Raw genomic sequence first — 18924 nt, 5'->3', positions numbered from 1 at the left:
AATTGAACCATGCCGTTATGATAGAAATCGATATAGAAAAAGAAAACAAAGCAATTGCTCACGAATACAAAGAGCTTCTTCGCATTAGTTATCAAACCTTAACCACAGAGGATAAGAAAGTGATACGCAAGGCGTTTGATGTTGCTGTAGACGCTCATAAAGACCAGCGCAGAAAATCTGGAGAGGCCTATATATTCCATCCGATTGCTGTTGCCAAAATTGTAGCTTCAGACATTGGTTTGGGCGCAACTTCTATTGCTGCAGCCTTAATGCACGACGTTGTCGAAGATACTCCCATTACTGTCAAAGACATCGAAAAGATGTTTGGACCAAAAATTGCTCAATTGGTCGAAGGCTTGACAAAGATATCATTGGTACAAAAAGACCTTAATGTATCCATGCAGGCAGAGAATTTCCGCAAAATGCTTTTGACTCTTAATGATGATGTTAGGGTAATCCTCATAAAAATAGCAGACAGACTCCATAATATGCTTACTATGGACTCTATGGAAGATTACAAACAGGTCAAACTAGCTTCAGAGACGTTATATATCTATGCACCATTGGCACATCGACTGGGGCTTTATAAAATAAAAAACAAACTCGAAGACTTAGGATTAAAATATACAGAACCAGAGAGATACAATAACATTGTCAGCAGAATAAGAGAAACTAAGGAAGAACAGGATCTTTACATCAAAGACATATCCGAAGTACTCAAAAAAGCTTTAGACGAAGAAAACATCGACTATATCATCAAAGGCCGTCCAAAATCCATTTATTCGATAAATAGAAAAATGCTGGCACAAAATGTAAGTTTTGATGAAGTCTATGATAAGTTTGCTCTGCGTATTGTTTACAAGTCAAATCCACATGATGAGAAATTCCTGGCCTGGAAAATATATTCCATCGTAACAGATCATTACAGACCCAGCCCTAGCCGATTGCGTGACTGGATATCTTCGCCAAAATCAACTGGCTACGAAGCCTTGCACATTACCGTTATGGGACCAAAAGGACGCTGGGTAGAAGTACAGGTGCGAAGCGAACGCATGGATGAAATAGCCGAAAAAGGCTACGCTGCTCATTACAAATACAAAAACGGAGCAACCGAAGAAAACGGTCTCGATGTTTGGTTAAATCTGCTCAAAGAAGCGCTTGAAAATTCGGAGACGAGTGCCGTCGATTTTGTCGAGGATTTCAAAATGAACCTGTATTCCAAAGAGATTTATATTTTCACCCCAAAAGGAGAAATCAAATCTCTTCCAAAAGGGGCAACATCGCTGGATTTTGCATTCAGCATTCATTCTGAAATCGGAATAAAAACAAGAGGAACCAGAGTCAACGGAAAATTAGTTCCGCTGAATTATGAATTAAAAAGCGGTGATCAAGTTGAAATCATCACTTCGCCCCATCAAAAACCAACTGTCAACTGGCTTGATTTTGTAACCACTTCGAGAGCAAAAAATAAAATAAGAAACGTTCTCAATGAGAACACGAAAAAAATCGCCGAAGACGGAAAAGAACTGCTTACCCGCAAACTGAAACATCTCAAAGTAACGTTAAACGAACAGACAACTAATGAGTTAGTTAACTTTTTTAAACTAAAAACAAGTCTGGATCTGTTTTACAGAGTTGGCGTCGGATCAATTGACAACCAGCAGCTAAAAGATTATGCCAGCCAGAAAAGCAATTCTTTAATCAACTTTTTCAAAAATAAAATCAAGCGCAATAACAATGCTCCCAACGAGGATATTCACAAGCAGGTTATCAGCAGCAATTATGACATGCTGGTTTTTGGAAAAACGCAGGACAAACTCGATTATAAATTATCCAGTTGCTGCAACCCCATTCCGGGTGATGAAGTATTTGGTTTTGTCACCATAAACGAAGGTATCAAAATACACAAAAAAGACTGCCCGAATGCCATTGCCTTACAGTCCAATTATGCTTACCGAATCATGCAGGCCAAGTGGATCGACTCTACTCAGCAGGACTTCAAAGCCACCATCAACATTATGGGAATGGACAGTTTAGGACTTACAAACGAGCTGACAAAAGTGATTTCAAACAATATGAACGTGAATATACAAAGTATTTCACTCAATGGAGAAGCGGGTATTTTCAAAGGACAGATATCTGTAATCGTACCCAACATCACTATTTTGAAAAAACTAATGGACAACATCAAAAAGATTGATGGAATTGACAAAGTAACACGGGTGTATAAAAATTAAAACATCACAAAATAAACTTTAACAATAAAAATTGTGATATTCAAAACCAGAAAACAGCAGCAGATAATTACAAAAACCATTTGGGCGTGCCACCATTAGGAAAAGAGACCTGCTAACAATATGACATACACGGTCTCTTTCCCTAATGCTGTCGGGCTATACGCTACGCAGCGGCGGATTGCTTCTATCTCTCACGCAGTAATCCAGAACCTAATTTATCATGGAGAAACACCTCAATAATAAAGTCTTAAACACCTATAAATAAAACTCAGGAAATAGAATTAAAACCCTATTTTTTTAAACTTTTAAAATAATAATTTATCTTTGCAGGATATGACACTCATTTCTACAGATAACAACAAAAATCAAGAGATTGTAAAAAATGTTTTTACAATGTATCTTGAAAACAAAGGACATCGCAAAACACCAGAACGTTATGCTATCCTTCAGGAAATATACGAAAGTGAAGAACATTTTGATATAGAAAATCTATACCTCAAAATGAAAAACAAAAACTACCGTGTCAGCAGGGCCACCCTTTACAATACAATCGAACTATTATTAGACTGCGCCCTGGTCCGCAAACATCAATTTGGGCAAAATCAGGCACATTACGAAAAATCATATTTTGACAAACAGCACGATCATATCATTATGACTGATACTGGTGAAGTAATTGAGTTTTGCGATCCGCGGATTCAGACTATCAAAAAAACAATCGAAGAAATTTTTGATATCGAAATCACCAATCATTCCCTATACTTATACGGAAACAAGAAACAAGCAAAAACAGAAGAAAATACATTAGAAAATTAACTGCAAATAAAACATAGAATGACTGTAGATTTATTATTAGGATTACAATGGGGAGATGAAGGAAAAGGAAAAATTGTTGACGTTCTTACATCAAATTATGACATAATTGCTCGTTTCCAAGGTGGGCCAAATGCAGGACACACTTTGGAATTTGACGGAATTAAACACGTTCTAAGAACTATTCCATCTGGAATTTTTCATAAAACAGCCGTAAACATTATTGGAAACGGAGTAGTAATTGACCCAGTAGTATTTCAAAAAGAGATTGAAGGTCTTGAAAAATTTAATATGGATATCAAATCCAAATTAATTATTTCCAGAAAAGCACACTTAATTTTACCAACACACCGTTTATTGGATGCTGCATCTGAAGCTTCAAAAGGTAAAGCAAAAATTGGTTCTACACTTAAAGGAATCGGACCAACTTACATGGACAAAACCGGAAGAAACGGTCTGCGTGTCGGAGATACTGAACTAGAAGATTTCGAAGAGCGTTACAGAGCTTTGGCTGACAAACACGAGGAAATGATTAAATTCTACGATGTCAACATTCAGTACAATTTGGCCGAAATGGAAAAAGAATTCTTCGAATCTATCGAAGTTTTAAAAACATTAGACTTTATTGACAGTGAAGAATATTTAGCGCAAGCTCAAAAAGCTGGAAAATCAATCCTTTGTGAAGGTGCTCAAGGTTCATTATTAGATGTTGATTTTGGAACATATCCATTTGTAACTTCATCAAATACTACTGCTGCTGGAGCTTGTACAGGTTTAGGGATTGCTCCTAATAAAATCAAAGAAGTATACGGAATTTTCAAAGCTTACGTAACACGCGTAGGAAGCGGTCCTTTCCCAACAGAACTTTTTGACGAAGACGGTGCTACAATGGCCAAAGTTGGAAACGAATTTGGTTCAGTTACTGGAAGACAAAGACGCTGCGGATGGTTAGATTTAGTAGCATTAAAATATGCTGTTCAAATTAACGGTGTAACACAGTTAATGATGATGAAAGGTGATGTTCTTTCTGGTTTCGAAACTTTAAAAGTATGTACTGAATACAACTATAAAGGAAAAAATATTTCACATTTCCCTTACAACATCGAACCGGAAAATGTAACCCCGGTATTCAAAGAATTCAAAGGATGGCACCAAGATTTAACAGGCATGACAACTTACGAAGAATTACCTGTTGAACTGAAAGAATACATCGAATTCATTGAAAAAGAAGTTGAAGTTCCAATAAAAATTGTTTCTGTTGGACCAGACAGAAAACAGACAATTTTAAAATAATAAGTAAACGTCCCGAATTATCGGGGCGTTTTTTTTAGCATTAAAAACATGAAAACATGGACAATCCTAAGTACAAAATACAGAAAACCGAATTACTTTCGGACAACTGGTACATCCTGAACAAAGTAACTGTTGATTATCAAAAAAAAGACGGAACATGGGACACTCAGGTACGTGAAGTGTATGACAGAGGCAATGGAGCTGCAATTTTACTGTACAACAAACACAAAAAAACTGTTATTCTGACACGCCAGTTTAGACTGCCCAGCTATATGAACGGCAACAAAAGCGGTTTAATGATAGAAGTCTGTGCCGGCCTTTTGGATGAAGACAACCCAGAAGCCTGCATCATCCGCGAGACGGAAGAAGAAACGGGCTACCGAATCCAGAAAGTTAAAAAAGTTTTTGAAGCCTATATGTCACCGGGAGCGGTAACCGAAATTCTGCATTACTTCATAGGCGAATACGACATCAGCATGAAAGTAAATGAAGGCGGAGGACTGGCAAACGAACACGAAGAAATTGAGGTCCTCGAGATTCCTTTTGACCAAGCGTATGTCATGATAGAATCTGGCGAAATAAAAGATGCAAAAACTATTATGTTACTGCAGTATGCCAAAATAAATCAATTAATTTAGCAAATTAGGATTTATAGTGTGTCAAAGTTATTGAAATATCTCTCCAAACTTGGCAAAAGCTAAGTTTATCAAATAGAATTACGTATAAAATGAAATAAACCGGTTTTTAATTTTTAAATTAATGTGATATAAAAATTCTCCACTCTTTCGATAAATCATTAAAACATTGTACATATATTTGTACATAAAAACACAACTATGGTAATCACTAATATTTCTGATTTTAGAAAAGACATTAAATCCTACTTTGATGTTGTCGCAAAAAATTTTGAAACCCTTATAATTAATAGAGGAAAAGATTCTGGGATTGTTGTAATATCGCTTGAAGAGTATAATTCATTAATTGCAACAAATTATGAATTATCTTCACGCCTCAATGAAAAGCGTCTCGATGCTGCTATTGATAAAATGAAAAACAGCCAATCATTTGCTAAAGATTTAATAGAAGAATAAATATGAAATATATCTTCGTGGATGAATCTTGGGAAGATTATTTGTATTGGCAAAAAATCGACAAAAAAAAAGTGAAAAAAATTAATGAGCTGCTCAAAGATATATCTCGCACTCCTTTTGAAGGAATTGGAAAACCTGAACCCCTAAAACATAAGTATGCTGGTTTTTGGTCTCGACGCATTGATGATGAGCATCGATTAATTTACAGATATTTAGAGGATGAAATACAAATCGTAAAATGCAGACATCATTACGATTAACAGTAGCACATTTTATAACTGTTATTGATTAAGCACCTTAAATTCTCTTCTTAATTTCAAATTGAATTAGCAATAAAATACCAAAATACTAACGTGATAAAAGAAAGAGGAATTCCAAAACCGATCATCATACTGCACAATCGAGGCTTTAAACCATAAGAAGAAGCAATAATACTGGACGAAATCATCGGAGCCATCGCTGCTTCCATAACCGATACCTGAATCATCTGCGAATGCTGCTTCATAATCACAACATACAGCAGATAAATTAAAGCCGGAGTCATGATTAATTTATAGACAAGTCCTAATCCCAAAAATTTGAAATGCTTGCTCTTTCTGTCAAACTGCAGCTGCAGTCCTACCGAAAGCATTGCTAAAGGCGTCATTACACTCCCCGCCTTCTGCAGGCCAAACTGAATATATTCATGAAAATCAAAATGAAAAACATTCATAAAACAGGCCAGCAGAAATGCAATAAACGGCGGAAAAAAAAGTATTTTTTTGATAATCTCCAGTCCGTTTGGGCTTCCGGTAGAATATAAAGTGGCGATAAAAACTCCCAAAGTGGAAAGCACGACAAATGTCCCCGGCTGATCGACCAGAATAGCCATTTTCAATCCTTCATTCCCGTACAGAGCCTGAATAATTGGAAATCCTAAAAAAGACGTATTACTAAAACCCGCAGTCATAATCATGCAGCCTGTCAGTTTTCTGGACCATTTTAACCGCGCCCCCAACAGACTAAAAAACAAAATTGCTGTTGTAAACCCAATCCAGGTAACACCAATCGGGTACAGTAATTTTGTATCCAGCACAATTTTTGGAATGTAAAATAAGGCTAATGAGGGAAGACAAAAATAAATAACAATATAATTCAGCTTCTTATATAAATTGATCGGTAAACGCTTTACTTTCTGTAAAAAGACACCGGCTAATAAACAAACGAAGATTAAAATGATATTATACATAATGCAGAATTGACTGCAAAAATACCACTTTAAATTTTTAAGACCATCATTTTTTTCACTAACAGTCTTGCCGATATCAATTTTAGTTTTATATTTGCAATAAATTTTATTACAGTATGATTTCAGGTAAATTTGCCATAACAATTCACATTCTGACTTTGCTTTCTAAATTTCCAGATGATTATCTATCATCAGATTTTATTGCGGGCAGTATGAATGTTCACCCGGTTTTGGTCAGAAAAGAAATTGCAAACCTGAAAAAAAACAATATTGTAGAAAGCAAAGAAGGCAAAAACGGTGGTACGCGCCTGTTGAAATCGACATCAAAAATCACTTTGGATGACATTTTCAAAATGACTTTTGATACCGTAACATTAGGTTTTTCTAAAAACGACCCAAATCCAGATTGCCCTATTGGAAGACAAATCAATAAAAATTTAGAAAATTTATATGAAGATATCAACCAGACAATCGGCTCACAGCTGAGCGAAATCACACTGGAAGATTTTTCCAATAAATTTTAGTTCTATTTTTTTGATTAAAACTGTAACATTTTTTATTACTTTTAAATATATATAACTATGAAAATCGCTATTATTGGAGCTACAGGATTTGTAGGATCCGCAATTTTAAATGAATTAGCAGGCAGAAACCATGAAATTACTGCTATTGCAAGAACCCCAAAAGATACTTCTGATGCTAAATGGGTGGCAGCCGATATCTTTAATACAGATTCATTAGCAGAAACCTTAAAAGGAAACGATATTATTGTTAATGCATACAATCCAGGCTGGACGAACCCAAATATCCACGATGAATTTATTGCAGGATCCAAAGCTATTCAAGAAGTTGTAAAAAAATCAGGGATAAAAAGATTCATCACCATTGGCGGTGCCGGAAGTTTATACATTGCACCAGATGTACAGCTAGTTGATACTGCAGAATTTCCAAAAGAATATTACGAAGCTGCTTCGGCCGCAAGAGAATATTTAAACATCATTAAAGAAGAAAAAGAATTAGACTGGGCTTTTTTCAGTCCTGCTATCGAAATGCATCAGGGAATCACAACAGGACGAACAGGAAAATATAGATTGGGTCTAGAAAATCCGGTTTTTAACGAAGAACAGCGAAGCATACTTTCAGTCGAAGATTTAGCAGTGGTTATTGCTGACGAAGCAGAAAACCCAAAACATCATCAGGTTCGTTTTACTGCAGCTTATTAATTTACAAGACTCATTAATTCACAAAAAACAGTTTCAAAAGCATTTTTCCGCTTTTGAAACTGTTTTTGTTTTGATTACTTTTACTTCTTTCAAAAAAAACAAAAATTTTGTCAGTCCAAAAAACAAATTCAAGCACTTTAAAACTAAAATCCGGTGTTTCCCATCAAGAAACAATCAGCTTGAATGCTATACGCCAAATCAAAGAGTCAAGAAAAAAACAGCCTTCAGCATCAGAATTAATCGAAGGAATTTTATCAAAAAACATAACAGCTCTAAGCCGTTCCATCACCTTAATTGAAAGCACTAATAACGATCATTTAGCCAAAGCAAATGAAATTATCCAAGGCTGTCTTCCCCATGCTAATAACTCCCTGCGTATAGGCATCACAGGTGTTCCGGGCGTTGGCAAAAGCACTTTCATTGAAGCTTTTGGAAAACATTTGACAAGTTTAGGAAAAAAAGCTGCAGTTCTTGCCGTTGACCCCAGCAGTACCATTTCGCACGGGAGCATTCTCGGCGATAAAACCCGAATGGAAGAATTGGTAAAAGACGAAAATGCTTTTATCCGCCCATCGGCATCAGGAGAAACTCTTGGCGGTGTTGCCCGCAAAACAAGAGAAACGATTACGCTTTGCGAAGCCTTTGGATTTGATGTTATCTTAATCGAAACTGTAGGCGTAGGACAAAGCGAAACAGCGGTTCACAGTATGGTCGATTTCTTTTTACTATTAAAAATTGCCGGCGCCGGCGATGAACTTCAAGGCATCAAACGCGGTATTATGGAAATGGCCGATGCAGTTATAATCAATAAAGCAGATGGAGATAATATCAAGAAAGCGCAAGCGGCAAAACTAGAATTCAACCGAGCCCTTCATTTATTTTCTCCAAAAAAATCAGGATGGATTCCTACGGTTTCAACCTGCAGTGCTTTGACCAGAGAAGGAATTGATACAGTCTGGCAGACAATTTTAAATTATTTCGAAATAGTACAGTCGAATCATTATTTTGAAGAAAAAAGAAAAGAGCAGAATATCTCCTGGATGATGGAAACCATTGATGAACAATTAAAAAATAATTTTCACAATCAGCCAAAAATCACTGAACTATTAAATTCCGCAAAAAAAGCAGTTGATAACAATGAAATTTCACCTTTTGCAGCAGCGCAGATCTTATTGGATAATTATTTTAAAAACAAAAAATGATTCGAGATACTGGATTCTAAATTTCAATACTGTAATACACACCTATTCCACAGCGGTAATTTCGAGCACTACACTGTTTTCCTGACGGGAAGAAGAAACTTTCAATCCGATTTTCATGAGGAAATCACCCGAATATACAGTTCCTGATTCTTCAAAAGTCTTTTTCCCTTTCGGCATTACATTGATTTCTTCTACTTTATACATTTTTTTGGCATCAAGCCCCTCTAATCTGACCAAACCATAATTAGGATCTGTCAGTGGATGCAGGGTATATGAAAAAAGCACCGACTTCGTTTTATTTTCATTGACATACATCAATACTGCCCTGCTGTCCTCATAAGGCGAAACCAATCGGTACAATTCTCCCTGCCAGATTGCTGGACTTAATCGTTTGTAATTGGCAACTGCCTCCTGACAATATTTCAATTCGTCGTCCTTAAGGCCTCCAACATGAATATCAAAACCCAGTTTACCCATCATGGCCACATCGGTTCTAAACTTTATGGATTGATTCCCCATAGAAGTAACGTGATTGCAAACCGCCAATGCCGGATAAAAATTAGAATATCCCCACTGAATAAAAATACGGTCAAAAGGATCGGTATTATCGCTCGCCCAAAACTCGGTGAAATAATTCAGCATTCCATAATCCGACCTGCCTCCTCCTCCGGCGCAGAGCATCATTGGCAGATTCGGGTATTTCGACTTTATTCGGTCCAAAACTTTGTACAATCCCTTGGTGTAATCAATAAACAAATGGGATTGCTGATTTTTTAAATAAGTCGAATACGCACTGGTCATCATTCGATTACAGTCCCATTTAAAGAAAGCCACACCCGACTGTGTCTGCATAATATCATCGACCACCTTAAACACAAAATCCTGCACTTTTGGATTACATAAATCAAGAACCAATTGTGTTCTATAAAAACTCTTTTCTCTATTTGGAAGGCTTAATACCCAATCGGGATGCTTTTCATACAATTCGGTTTTTTCATTAATCATTTCTGGTTCAATCCAAATACCAAATTTTACATCTGTTTTTTTAGCCTGTTCCAATAGAAAACCAATCCCATCGGGAAGTTTTGCTTTAGTCGCCTGCCAATCTCCCAAACCCGAAGTCGAACCGCTTCTTGGGTATTTATTCCCAAACCAGCCGTCATCGAGTAAAAACATATCGACTCCCAATGTTTTGGCATCGATAAACATATTAGCCAATTTAGTCTGATCAAAGTCAAAAAAAGTTGTCTCCCAATTATTCAGCAAAGTAAGACGTGGTTTTTCACCGTCTTTCAGACCATATTTTCTTGCCCAATTGTGCAGATTTCTGCTGGCCTGCCCTTTTCCATTATTGGAAAACGTATAAATAAAAGCTGGTGTTTTAAATATTTCTTTGGGTTCCAAATTGTATTCGGAAGCAAATTCATTGATGCCTGAAACGATTCGCAGTTCATTATTATTATCAATCTCAAATGTATGCTTAAAGTTACCCGACCAAGCTATAGTACCTGCAATAACTTCGCCAGTATTTTCACTTGACTTTGAATTCAACGAAAGAAAAAAATTGGGTGAAGCAAACATATTAGTCCGCACTCCCAATTTTGAATCAATGACTTTACTTCCTCTGGTAAGCTGACTTTCTTCCATTCGCATCTCTTCGACAACATCACTATAAAATTGGGTCAGCCAGTATTTATCGGCATCCAAATGCAAAGCTGAGGAAGCATAATTATAAAGCATCACCGGCTTTTTTTCCTGATGCTGAACTTCTGTCCACGACTCGATTACATTTTCTTTGTAAAAAACTTTATAGTGAAGATCAACAAATACAGGATATTGAGGGTCTTTTAAGCGAATGACAGTTTCCGTAGTATTGGCATCTATTTTTGCAGAATTATGATTTTGATATTCCAATTCCAATGAAGGATTTCCATCGTTGTGCGTTATCCGGATGGCGGGTTCAAATAAATTATCTGTGCCAAAAGCAGGGTAAGCCAGATGACGCAGATCGATTAAAGGATTGCCATCGTTTATGACAAATTTCTTGGTGTTTTCTTTCGAAATAAATTCATACTCTAAACTGTTATTCAGCTTAGTTCCAAAATAAGTCTGATAAAGCTTTTTGTTCTTACCTATTTTTAAAACAAGAGCCGAACTTTCTGTTTCAATGCGAATCATTTCTTGCGCCTGAATTGAGGAACACAGGAGGGCTAACAGTGAGAATAATAATTGCTTCATCTTTTATATTTTTAAAATAAATCTATATTTTTTCAATAAACACTAAACGGTTTTCCTTCTAATTAATCTCTGGAACCGTACCAAATAACTGAAACTGATAAGGCCATTGCTCGTCCGGTGTTTTGTCTGGATTGTCGCCCCATCGGTTAGGCCGTGGCCAATGTTCAATAGGAGCACCGGAAACCACCAGCCATAAATGTTCGGTGTTTGTTGGGACTGTAAAAGAAGCTTTGCCCTTACTCTTTTTGAAAGTTTCACTATACACCCGGTCTCCATTTTTTAATTGAGCCACAAAACCATAACGCCAGCCCGCTTTTTCAGCTTTCACTTTTGAAAATCCATCTGCTCCTGCAATTCCCTCAAAATTCAATTTTATTTTAGTTCCAAATTGCGGAACATGCAGCTTAATTCCATTGTAGCCATAGTTTTGAGGACAATTGATTGAATCAATCTTATACCAGCCATTTTGCATTTTATCAACTTTGGTGTAATGCTTGTTAGCATAAGGCTTGGCAACAGAATCAATTCTTTTCAAATCCCAAGTTATAAATTTTCGGCTGGCATCAAATATTTCATCATTAAACTGTTCTTGTGTGAGTGCATTCAAGCGTTTGTATGTCATTACGGGATCTTCTCCTTCCTGAGTATTCCGCATCAGTTTTCCGAAAAAGTCTTTTCCCCGTTTCTCTGACCAATATTCAATTACATAAGGAGAATGATACATATTATATGGATGCAGAAAACCATAATAAGTTCCTTTTAAATAATCCGTCAAATGATAATTTTCAAAAGTCATCCAGTCAGGATATACCTGCCAGAGCATATACTGTGCAGACATTTCCTGTATAACTCCATCGGTGCCTTTTCCTGTATCGGCGTGGCTTAAATACTGAAAACTGTGTCCCAATTCATGCGCCAAAACTCCGTAAGGTTCTTTGTGCACACGAACCGCAGGTGTCCAAAAAATTCCAACTTTATCTTCCTCTCCTCCACCGAAAGCCGTCTTTTCCTCACCTTTGAATACATAGACCAAAATCTTGTATTTATTTACAAGTGAATTACCTGATTCCACAAGTTTCAGCTGATTGACATAGATATCGTAAATCCTTTCGCATTCAATCAACATTCGATCAGGGTTGAAACGCTCTGATTCTTCGGGATTGGACATTGGATTCTTCCCATAATCTTTATGCCAAAAGATTGCAATGTTTTCTGAAGTGACCATATAATTAAAATTATAGTCACTATTTGGATTTTTATAATCATTATCATCAGGAATCATCCAGACTTTTTTAGGAAGATATAATTCTTTCTCCTTCAATTCTTTAGAAAAACCGACGAAAAATGCAAAACAAAGTAAGCAAGTTAAATTTTTTATCAGAGTTTTATTTTGCTGCATAATCGCTAGTTTTATTAACTAAAGTGAGTTAATGTTCTTTATAAAATTAGAAACCAATTAATACCCAAAAGGATTGTCCACACTCTGCATGGGAGTGGTAAACCACTTCGGTCCGTTTTCGGTCATGTAAAAATGGTCTTCATGCCGGATTCCAAATTTTCCTGGGACACATATCATTGGTTCATTGCTTATCACCATTCCTTCAAGCAGTTTTATTTCACTTCCTCTAACTAAATACGGATATTCATGAATATCGAGTCCGGTTCCGTGACCAACCCTGTGAGGCAATCCGGGTAAATTATAATCAGAACTTAACCCTGCTTCTGCCAATGTTTTTCGGGCAGCATCATCTACCGATCCGCAGAAAGAACCAATCTGTGCTGCTTCAAAAGCGGACTGCTGCGTTTTCTTTTCCAAATTCCAAAAGGTTCTGTATACATCAGAAGCTTCGCCATAAGCATATGATCTGGTAATATCCGAAAGATATCCTTCCAGTTTACAGCCGGTATCAATGATAACAGCTTCATTTTCTTTTAACGGCTGAGGAACTGAAACCCCATGAGGATATTGGGTGTCATCGCCAAACAAAACAATACAGAAATAAGAACCGGAAACTATTCCCGCTTTAATGTGTGCTTTATTAACAAAATCCACAACTTCTCCAACAGTAATACCGGGTCTTAATATCCTGGCAGCAGCTTTTTGAACCTCGATCGTAATGTCTTTTGCTTTTTGAATTATCGCAATCTCATTTTTGGATTTTTGCATTCTGCAGCCTGCAGTAATCTGCTGGGCATTAATAAAATCAAATGATCTATTTGCTTTTGAAATTCCATCAGCCAAAAAATAAGGTGACGACTCATCAATGGCAATTGAGCCGTCACTAATATTTTTATCCTCCAATAATTTACTAATCAATAAATAAGGAGATTCATGCTCTTCCCAGCAATTAATTGTCGATTGAACTTTCATGTATTTTTTGAAAGTGCCTTCTTCAAATTTTGGAACTATATATTCCAGAGAACCATCATCAAACAACAGTGCGCCCACCATTCTTTCCGAAGCACTCCAAAGAGTTCCCGTAAAATAATACAGATTGGTCCCAGCGTTTAGATAAAGAACCTTCACAGAATGCTCTTTCATTAACCGCACCGCTTTTTGAATCCGTTCCAAATATTCATTCAGCTGAATAGACTTCACATTGTGAATTCTGTTTTCTATTTTTTCTAATTCAATTGCCACTGATGAACCGCCTACACCTATTGTCATTTTCTTAAAAATTAAAAGTTATTAATCAAGGATGCATCAAATAATTTATTTTATCTGAGGTTTTGTTTTCTTCATAAGATTCATTACATCTCCCTGATTAAGCGCATAATCATACATACGCAGCGAAGCCATAAAGCCAGAGAAATTTTCACCAATATCTGATGCCCCAATTATGATTTTTGCTTTATCAATAGCTGATGACAAAAGCATGTTTTGCGAATTGTCCAAAATACCATCCACATAAACGTTCTCCACAACACCATCAAAAGTCAAAACGATATGATGCCATTTATCAGCCTGTGGCACTTTATTATATCTCATATCGAAATGCCCATCCAGATGCACTCCTGCTCCATAATTTCCGCTGTTGTATGCCAAAGCATTGTATGAATTTGCCAAACCAAATTCAGTTCTGTCACACCAAGAAGCCAAAATTTCCCCTTCATTTGACACAACAGGATTTTTAACCCAGACCGCCACTGTATAAGAACCGTTCCAGGCCAGACTTTTAGGCACTGATTTATCCAGAGTCAAAGCTCCGTTTGTAAAATTAAAAACCTTAATTCCATCTTTTTTTTCCAAAGAAACCTCTCCGTTTTTGGTGAAAATCCCTCCGATTGACCCTTTATTTTCAATCCCGGTAACGATTGAATTTCCTTGAATTCTATTGGCATCAAGATCGACCAATAATTTCTTTGTGCTTTTTATTGCAGGATCTTTGTCTGATTTTCTGTTTTTCAGCTGCAGCGGAATCTCAAACAATGAACTGTATACTTTAATGTTCCAAACCGCAGCATAAAGTCCTGCTTTTTCTGTAGTCAAAACCGTTAATTTAATATAACGGGCAGTTACGTCATTATCATCAATCATTGGGCTTCCGGCTGTATGGTTATTGGATTTATCCGCATACATATTCCATTTGTTTCCATCCGCTGAGTATTCCAGTTTGTATTGATAATAATAACTGGCAAATTCAAATTGGGTCATTATCCTTTTTATTTTTTTGGCTGTACCCAAATCGATGGTCAGATGCTGAGGAGTGGTATTATCAGCCGCTTTCCACATCGTTGCATTGTTATCATCAGTGGCAAACGAAGGCTTGTACTCATAATCATACTGAAGCGATTTCAAATGATAAAATGACGAAGCTGTTGTTTTTGCCATAAAAGCAATATCATCAGGGACATCAGATTTCAACAAATCACCTATTCCCTTACTCGATGGTACCACTTTTTTTATAGTCGAATCATTTTCAAAAATCATTTTATCAATGCAGACCTGTCTCGCAAGCCCGCCTCTGGTCATTGGGTAATCGTGCTTATGATACACAATGTAGTAATCATCATTCTCCTTCAAAACCGAATGATGTCCCGGGCCATGAACTGTCTTATCCTCATTGGTGCTAAGAATCGGGTTGTTTTTTCCGGGAGTAAAAGGCCCATAAGGTGAATCCGAATAAGAATACCGCACATTGTAGGTCTCGTCATGACAGGACGCACCGGAATACATCAAAATGTACTTCGACCCTTTCTTCATCATATAAGCCGCTTCAAACGGAGCCGGCGTCTGTTCCAATGGTATATTAACTGAATGCATCATGTCACCCATTGTCTTTTTATTTAATTCACCCACAGCATATCCGCCGTTGTAATGCACCCAGGTTCCCCAATATCCGTATACTTTGCCGTCAGTGTCTTTAAAAAACTGTGCATCCAATGAAGGAAAACCTTCTCTTGGAAATCCATTTGAAATCACTGGTGTGTCATTTTCACTTAATTTCTTCCAAGGCCCTACAGGCGTATCTGAAACATATCCATAAATATTACAGCCTATTTCACAGTTTCCAAAATACAGATAATATTTACCGTCCTCCCCTTCAATTATGTCGGGAGCCCAAAAATTAGTAATCGCTTTTGCCGAAAAAGAAGGAATCTCCATTACATAATTATACCAGTTTTTAAAGTCTTTGCTGTACCAGACTGTGGGAGCCCCCGATGCCAGCATTTCATTATCTGTAGTGGCATAGATATAATAAATATCACCAAACTTTTTAATGGTAGGATCGGCAAACCAGCCTGGTAAAATCGGATTTTTTGCTCCAGGGGCATTTATTTCAATGTCCTTTTGGGCGAAAATTATTCCCGCAAAAGCAAATGCAATAAGGCTGTATATTAGTTTCTTTTTCAGCATCGAATATTATAAATTAATTTGAATGGCTTTACTTTTCAAAGCAATTTTGTAGGCTCCTCTGACTTTTTCATAAGGAAGATTCACATCTTTGTCAACTCTTAAATAAGCATCGGGCATAAACTCCGTTCTAGCATCCAAAGTAATTTTTACTGCACCGGTTTTTGTATTGTAACTGATACTTTTAAATGTTCCCGCATCCAGAGTCAGCCACATTTTTTTGGGCGCAAGAAATATTTTAGATTTTGCAGCCGTTGTAATTTCTACTTCAGCTTCATCGCCGTTTTCTTTTAAATTACCTCCAAAAGCAACCCAGCCGTAATCCTTTTCATTTGTAATAAAGGTCGCAGTATTTACGGCGTAGCCAAAGAAACCGGAACCGTAATCTCCGGATAAATAATCAATTTTCAGAGTTTCAGGATAAGAATGGAAAGCTGCAGGTCCAAAACCATCTTCGGTAATATTTGAAATTCCTCCTAATAATCCGCCGTAACCTACTTTCAGCAGATGAAAATCATCAGGTGTTTTTTTGAACTGCTCCAAAACCGGTATCGCATTCAAAGCCGAACCATAATGATGAATCTGACGCTCTACTCTGGAAAGTTTCCCTCCGTATAAAAAATCCCAGTACCTGCGGGCATTTCCATTGTAAGCCCAGTGCGGTATAGTAGGCATATAAGCCAAAATAGCATCAAGAGTAACCTTCGCTTTATCATTATATCCAAAATAATCCGACCACATATACACCTCTTCCTGACCTGTGGAATCCCAAGGCATTTCGCTTCCAAAAGGATAATTAAGTGTTCTCCAATGATCAGCTCTTTCTTTCATTTTAGCTTCCAGATTATTGGCCATTTCTGTATATCCTTCTGTTTTTAAATCTTTTAAAATCAATAAAAAGACAGTTCCTTCCATTTGCCCAAACTGCGCATAATAAGGTGCCAATTTTGTCATTGCAATACTTGTTTCGTAAGCACTCTTCAGATACCAATCCCAAGAATGATTGGTAACCAAACCTTTGTAATATCTGGCCAGACGGTACATTGTCCAATGTGCGGCGGCAACGTGCGGATAATTATAGGAACGTCCCGGATCATCAGCTCCTTTTTTGTCCCAAGCGGCCCAAGTCTTGAAATTAATGTCTTTGCAGTACGTTCCTTCCGGCATCTTTGCTGGTTCATAATAAAAAACACTTTTCTTAACCCCATACTTAAGAGTATCAGCTGTATTGTATTGAATACCGCCCCATAACGTTTTATCCACAAACTGCTCCAGCTTTTTTATTTCTTCTTTATTCGGTTCTATCAGCTGCTTCATCATCGCGCCAAGCCATCCGCCTGCACCTCCTTCATCACTCAGCCCGCAAATCCAGGCACGGCTGTCCTGAACTACTTGTTTTTTGGTTTCATAATCATATGATATTACCGACGGGTTTCTGTGAAAAGGATCGTTCTTTTGATCAAACCATTGTGCCGTTGTCAAAAAATGCCCAAAATCGGCGACAACTTCTTTTTCAGATTTAATCACCTTGTAATTAATTGTCTGCTGCAGTCCATCTTCATAAATCACTGTCAATCTGGCTCTTCCCCATTTTTTACCGTGCACGGCATACTGGAAATATCCATTTTTGTTTTTCGATTTTTCCTCAACTGTCAAAGCTCCTTCCGGCTCAATTTTAAAGGATTTCACTGCTATTTTGTATTTCAAAAAAAGCTGTCCGTCTACATCCTGAGGCAAAACATAACCCGGAATTCCTACGGCTACAGGACGCTCATTTTGAATCAGAGAGGACTGAATATTTTTTATTTCATCAACCGATACAAACTTCAGCGAAAAATTTTTAACCTCTCCCGGCTGAAGCACCAATAAAGTTGGTGTATTCCATTGATCGGCGATTTTCCATTCGTTTTCAGCATAGGCTTTGCTTAACGGCATCCATTCATGAAAACCTTCAAAAACAATGCTACGCGGTGTTTCATCATCCGATAAAGGGCGGTAAGCCTCAAATGGCATATTCGCTTCAGGAAGCAGCAGTAATGCCGGCCCGTGACCGCTCAGGCGTTTAACTTCAAGATAACCGGCATCTTTACCGATGTAAGGATCAAAAAACACGTTTTGAACATGCGTTTCATCCAGAGTTTTTCCTTCAAGAATATTATTGAAAATCATTGGAACACCCAAAGCACCTATTTCCTGTGCAGTATTTGATTTGTTTGTAATTTCAAAACGCATTACCAGACTCCCATCCTTTTCTTCATAAAAACGTTTTATGGTTAAAGGAATATCCTGAGGCAGGGTATTGGACAAATCTGCTCCAGCCAAAACATTTCCGGAAACATTCAAAGCCGTAACAGCAGAACGTTTGGCAGCTGTCGAATAACTTTTCCAGCTTCCGTCCGCAGACTTTACCCTTAAATTAATATCGCCCAGCTGATACAGCCCGTCTTTATCACGAATAGCCAGCCGGTCTCCCGGTGTAAAATCGAAATTTTTGTCGCTAACCGGAGATAAGGCAGCTACTGTCTGGGATGATTTTACCAATTTCAATTCAAAAGATTTTGTATTCAAATTAATAAATCCCTTATCTATTTCAAGCGTTGAATTTTTTGCTTTAATTCTGTCCCAATACTCTTGTGCCTGCAAATTATTTGAAGCCACTAAACAGCAAATTGACAAGGCTACTATTTTTATTTTTTTCATATCTCGGTATTTATAGTTTTTTTTATCAGTCTATAATCATCGCT

Annotated in this window: 15 protein-coding genes; 9 read left to right on the top strand and 6 right to left on the bottom strand. The window is 37.2% G+C overall.

Annotation, left to right across the window (positions count from 1 at the left end; translation table 11 throughout):
- Window positions 1–17: 17 nt before the first annotated feature.
- The 6 genes from IRZ80_RS07215 (at window position 18) to IRZ80_RS07190 (ending at window position 5694) form a co-directional block, all read left to right on the top strand.
- Window positions 18–2237 (top strand): RelA/SpoT family protein, encoded by a 2220-nt coding sequence (locus IRZ80_RS07215; RefSeq protein ID WP_194640872.1) that lies wholly within the window; start codon window positions 18–20, stop codon window positions 2235–2237.
- A 333-nt stretch (window positions 2238–2570) separates the two neighbouring features.
- A complete protein-coding gene (locus IRZ80_RS07210; RefSeq protein WP_194640871.1) occupies window positions 2571–3053 on the top strand; it encodes a Fur family transcriptional regulator in 483 nt (160 codons plus the stop codon).
- Window positions 3054–3071: 18 nt separating this feature from the next.
- Window positions 3072–4343 carry an adenylosuccinate synthase gene (locus IRZ80_RS07205; protein ID WP_194640870.1) on the top strand — a complete coding sequence of 424 codons (1272 nt, stop codon included), beginning with the start codon at window positions 3072–3074 and terminating at the stop codon, window positions 4341–4343.
- Window positions 4344–4399: 56 nt separating this feature from the next.
- Window positions 4400–4981, top strand: a complete 582-nt coding sequence (nudK, locus tag IRZ80_RS07200) for a GDP-mannose pyrophosphatase NudK (RefSeq protein WP_194640869.1) — start codon at window positions 4400–4402, stop codon at window positions 4979–4981.
- A gap of 198 nt (window positions 4982–5179) precedes the next feature.
- Complete coding sequence (locus IRZ80_RS07195) at window positions 5180–5434, top strand: type II toxin-antitoxin system Phd/YefM family antitoxin (protein ID WP_194640868.1); 255 nt, start codon at window positions 5180–5182, stop codon at window positions 5432–5434.
- A 2-nt stretch (window positions 5435–5436) separates the two neighbouring features.
- Window positions 5437–5694 carry a Txe/YoeB family addiction module toxin gene (locus IRZ80_RS07190; RefSeq protein WP_194640867.1) on the top strand — a complete coding sequence of 86 codons (258 nt, stop codon included), beginning with the start codon at window positions 5437–5439 and terminating at the stop codon, window positions 5692–5694.
- Between the two features lie 56 nt (window positions 5695–5750).
- On the opposite strand, the gene IRZ80_RS07185 is transcribed toward IRZ80_RS07190, so the two are convergent.
- A complete protein-coding gene (locus IRZ80_RS07185; protein WP_194640866.1) occupies window positions 5751–6662 on the bottom strand; it encodes an AEC family transporter in 912 nt (303 codons plus the stop codon).
- Between the two features lie 116 nt (window positions 6663–6778).
- Here IRZ80_RS07185 and IRZ80_RS07180 point away from each other — a divergent pair, with 116 nt between their 5' ends.
- From IRZ80_RS07180 to meaB, 3 genes are all read left to right on the top strand, one after another.
- Window positions 6779–7186 carry an Rrf2 family transcriptional regulator gene (locus tag IRZ80_RS07180; protein WP_194640865.1) on the top strand — a complete coding sequence of 136 codons (408 nt, stop codon included), beginning with the start codon at window positions 6779–6781 and terminating at the stop codon, window positions 7184–7186.
- 57 nt (window positions 7187–7243) lie between these two features.
- Window positions 7244–7885 (top strand): NAD(P)-dependent oxidoreductase, encoded by a 642-nt coding sequence (locus IRZ80_RS07175; RefSeq protein WP_194640864.1) that lies wholly within the window; start codon window positions 7244–7246, stop codon window positions 7883–7885.
- A 107-nt stretch (window positions 7886–7992) separates the two neighbouring features.
- On the top strand, window positions 7993–9087 hold the full coding sequence (gene meaB, locus IRZ80_RS07170) for a methylmalonyl Co-A mutase-associated GTPase MeaB (RefSeq protein WP_194640863.1): 1095 nt from the start codon (window positions 7993–7995) through the stop codon (window positions 9085–9087).
- A 42-nt stretch (window positions 9088–9129) separates the two neighbouring features.
- On the opposite strand, the gene IRZ80_RS07165 is transcribed toward meaB, so the two are convergent.
- The 5 genes from IRZ80_RS07165 to IRZ80_RS07145 are packed head-to-tail and all read right to left on the bottom strand — an operon-like array spanning window position 9130 to window position 18880.
- On the bottom strand, window positions 9130–11325 hold the full coding sequence (locus IRZ80_RS07165; protein ID WP_194640862.1) for an alpha-galactosidase: 2196 nt from the start codon (window positions 11323–11325) through the stop codon (window positions 9130–9132).
- A gap of 58 nt (window positions 11326–11383) precedes the next feature.
- A complete protein-coding gene (locus IRZ80_RS07160; RefSeq protein ID WP_228520830.1) occupies window positions 11384–12724 on the bottom strand; it encodes a DUF6055 domain-containing protein in 1341 nt (446 codons plus the stop codon).
- Between the two features lie 57 nt (window positions 12725–12781).
- Window positions 12782–13993: a M24 family metallopeptidase gene (locus IRZ80_RS07155; RefSeq protein WP_194640861.1), complete on the bottom strand. Its 1212-nt coding sequence runs from the start codon at window positions 13991–13993 to the stop codon at window positions 12782–12784.
- 45 nt (window positions 13994–14038) lie between these two features.
- Window positions 14039–16183 carry a family 43 glycosylhydrolase gene (locus IRZ80_RS07150; protein WP_194640860.1) on the bottom strand — a complete coding sequence of 715 codons (2145 nt, stop codon included), beginning with the start codon at window positions 16181–16183 and terminating at the stop codon, window positions 14039–14041.
- A gap of 6 nt (window positions 16184–16189) precedes the next feature.
- Window positions 16190–18880: a DUF5695 domain-containing protein gene (locus IRZ80_RS07145; RefSeq protein ID WP_194640859.1), complete on the bottom strand. Its 2691-nt coding sequence runs from the start codon at window positions 18878–18880 to the stop codon at window positions 16190–16192.
- Window positions 18881–18924: the final 44 nt, after the last annotated feature.

The organism is Flavobacterium sp. HJJ (assembly GCF_015351475.1).
GTDB classification, from domain to species: Bacteria; Bacteroidota; Bacteroidia; order Flavobacteriales; family Flavobacteriaceae; genus Flavobacterium; species Flavobacterium marginilacus.
This window is presented reverse-complemented; position numbering and strand designations above follow the sequence as displayed.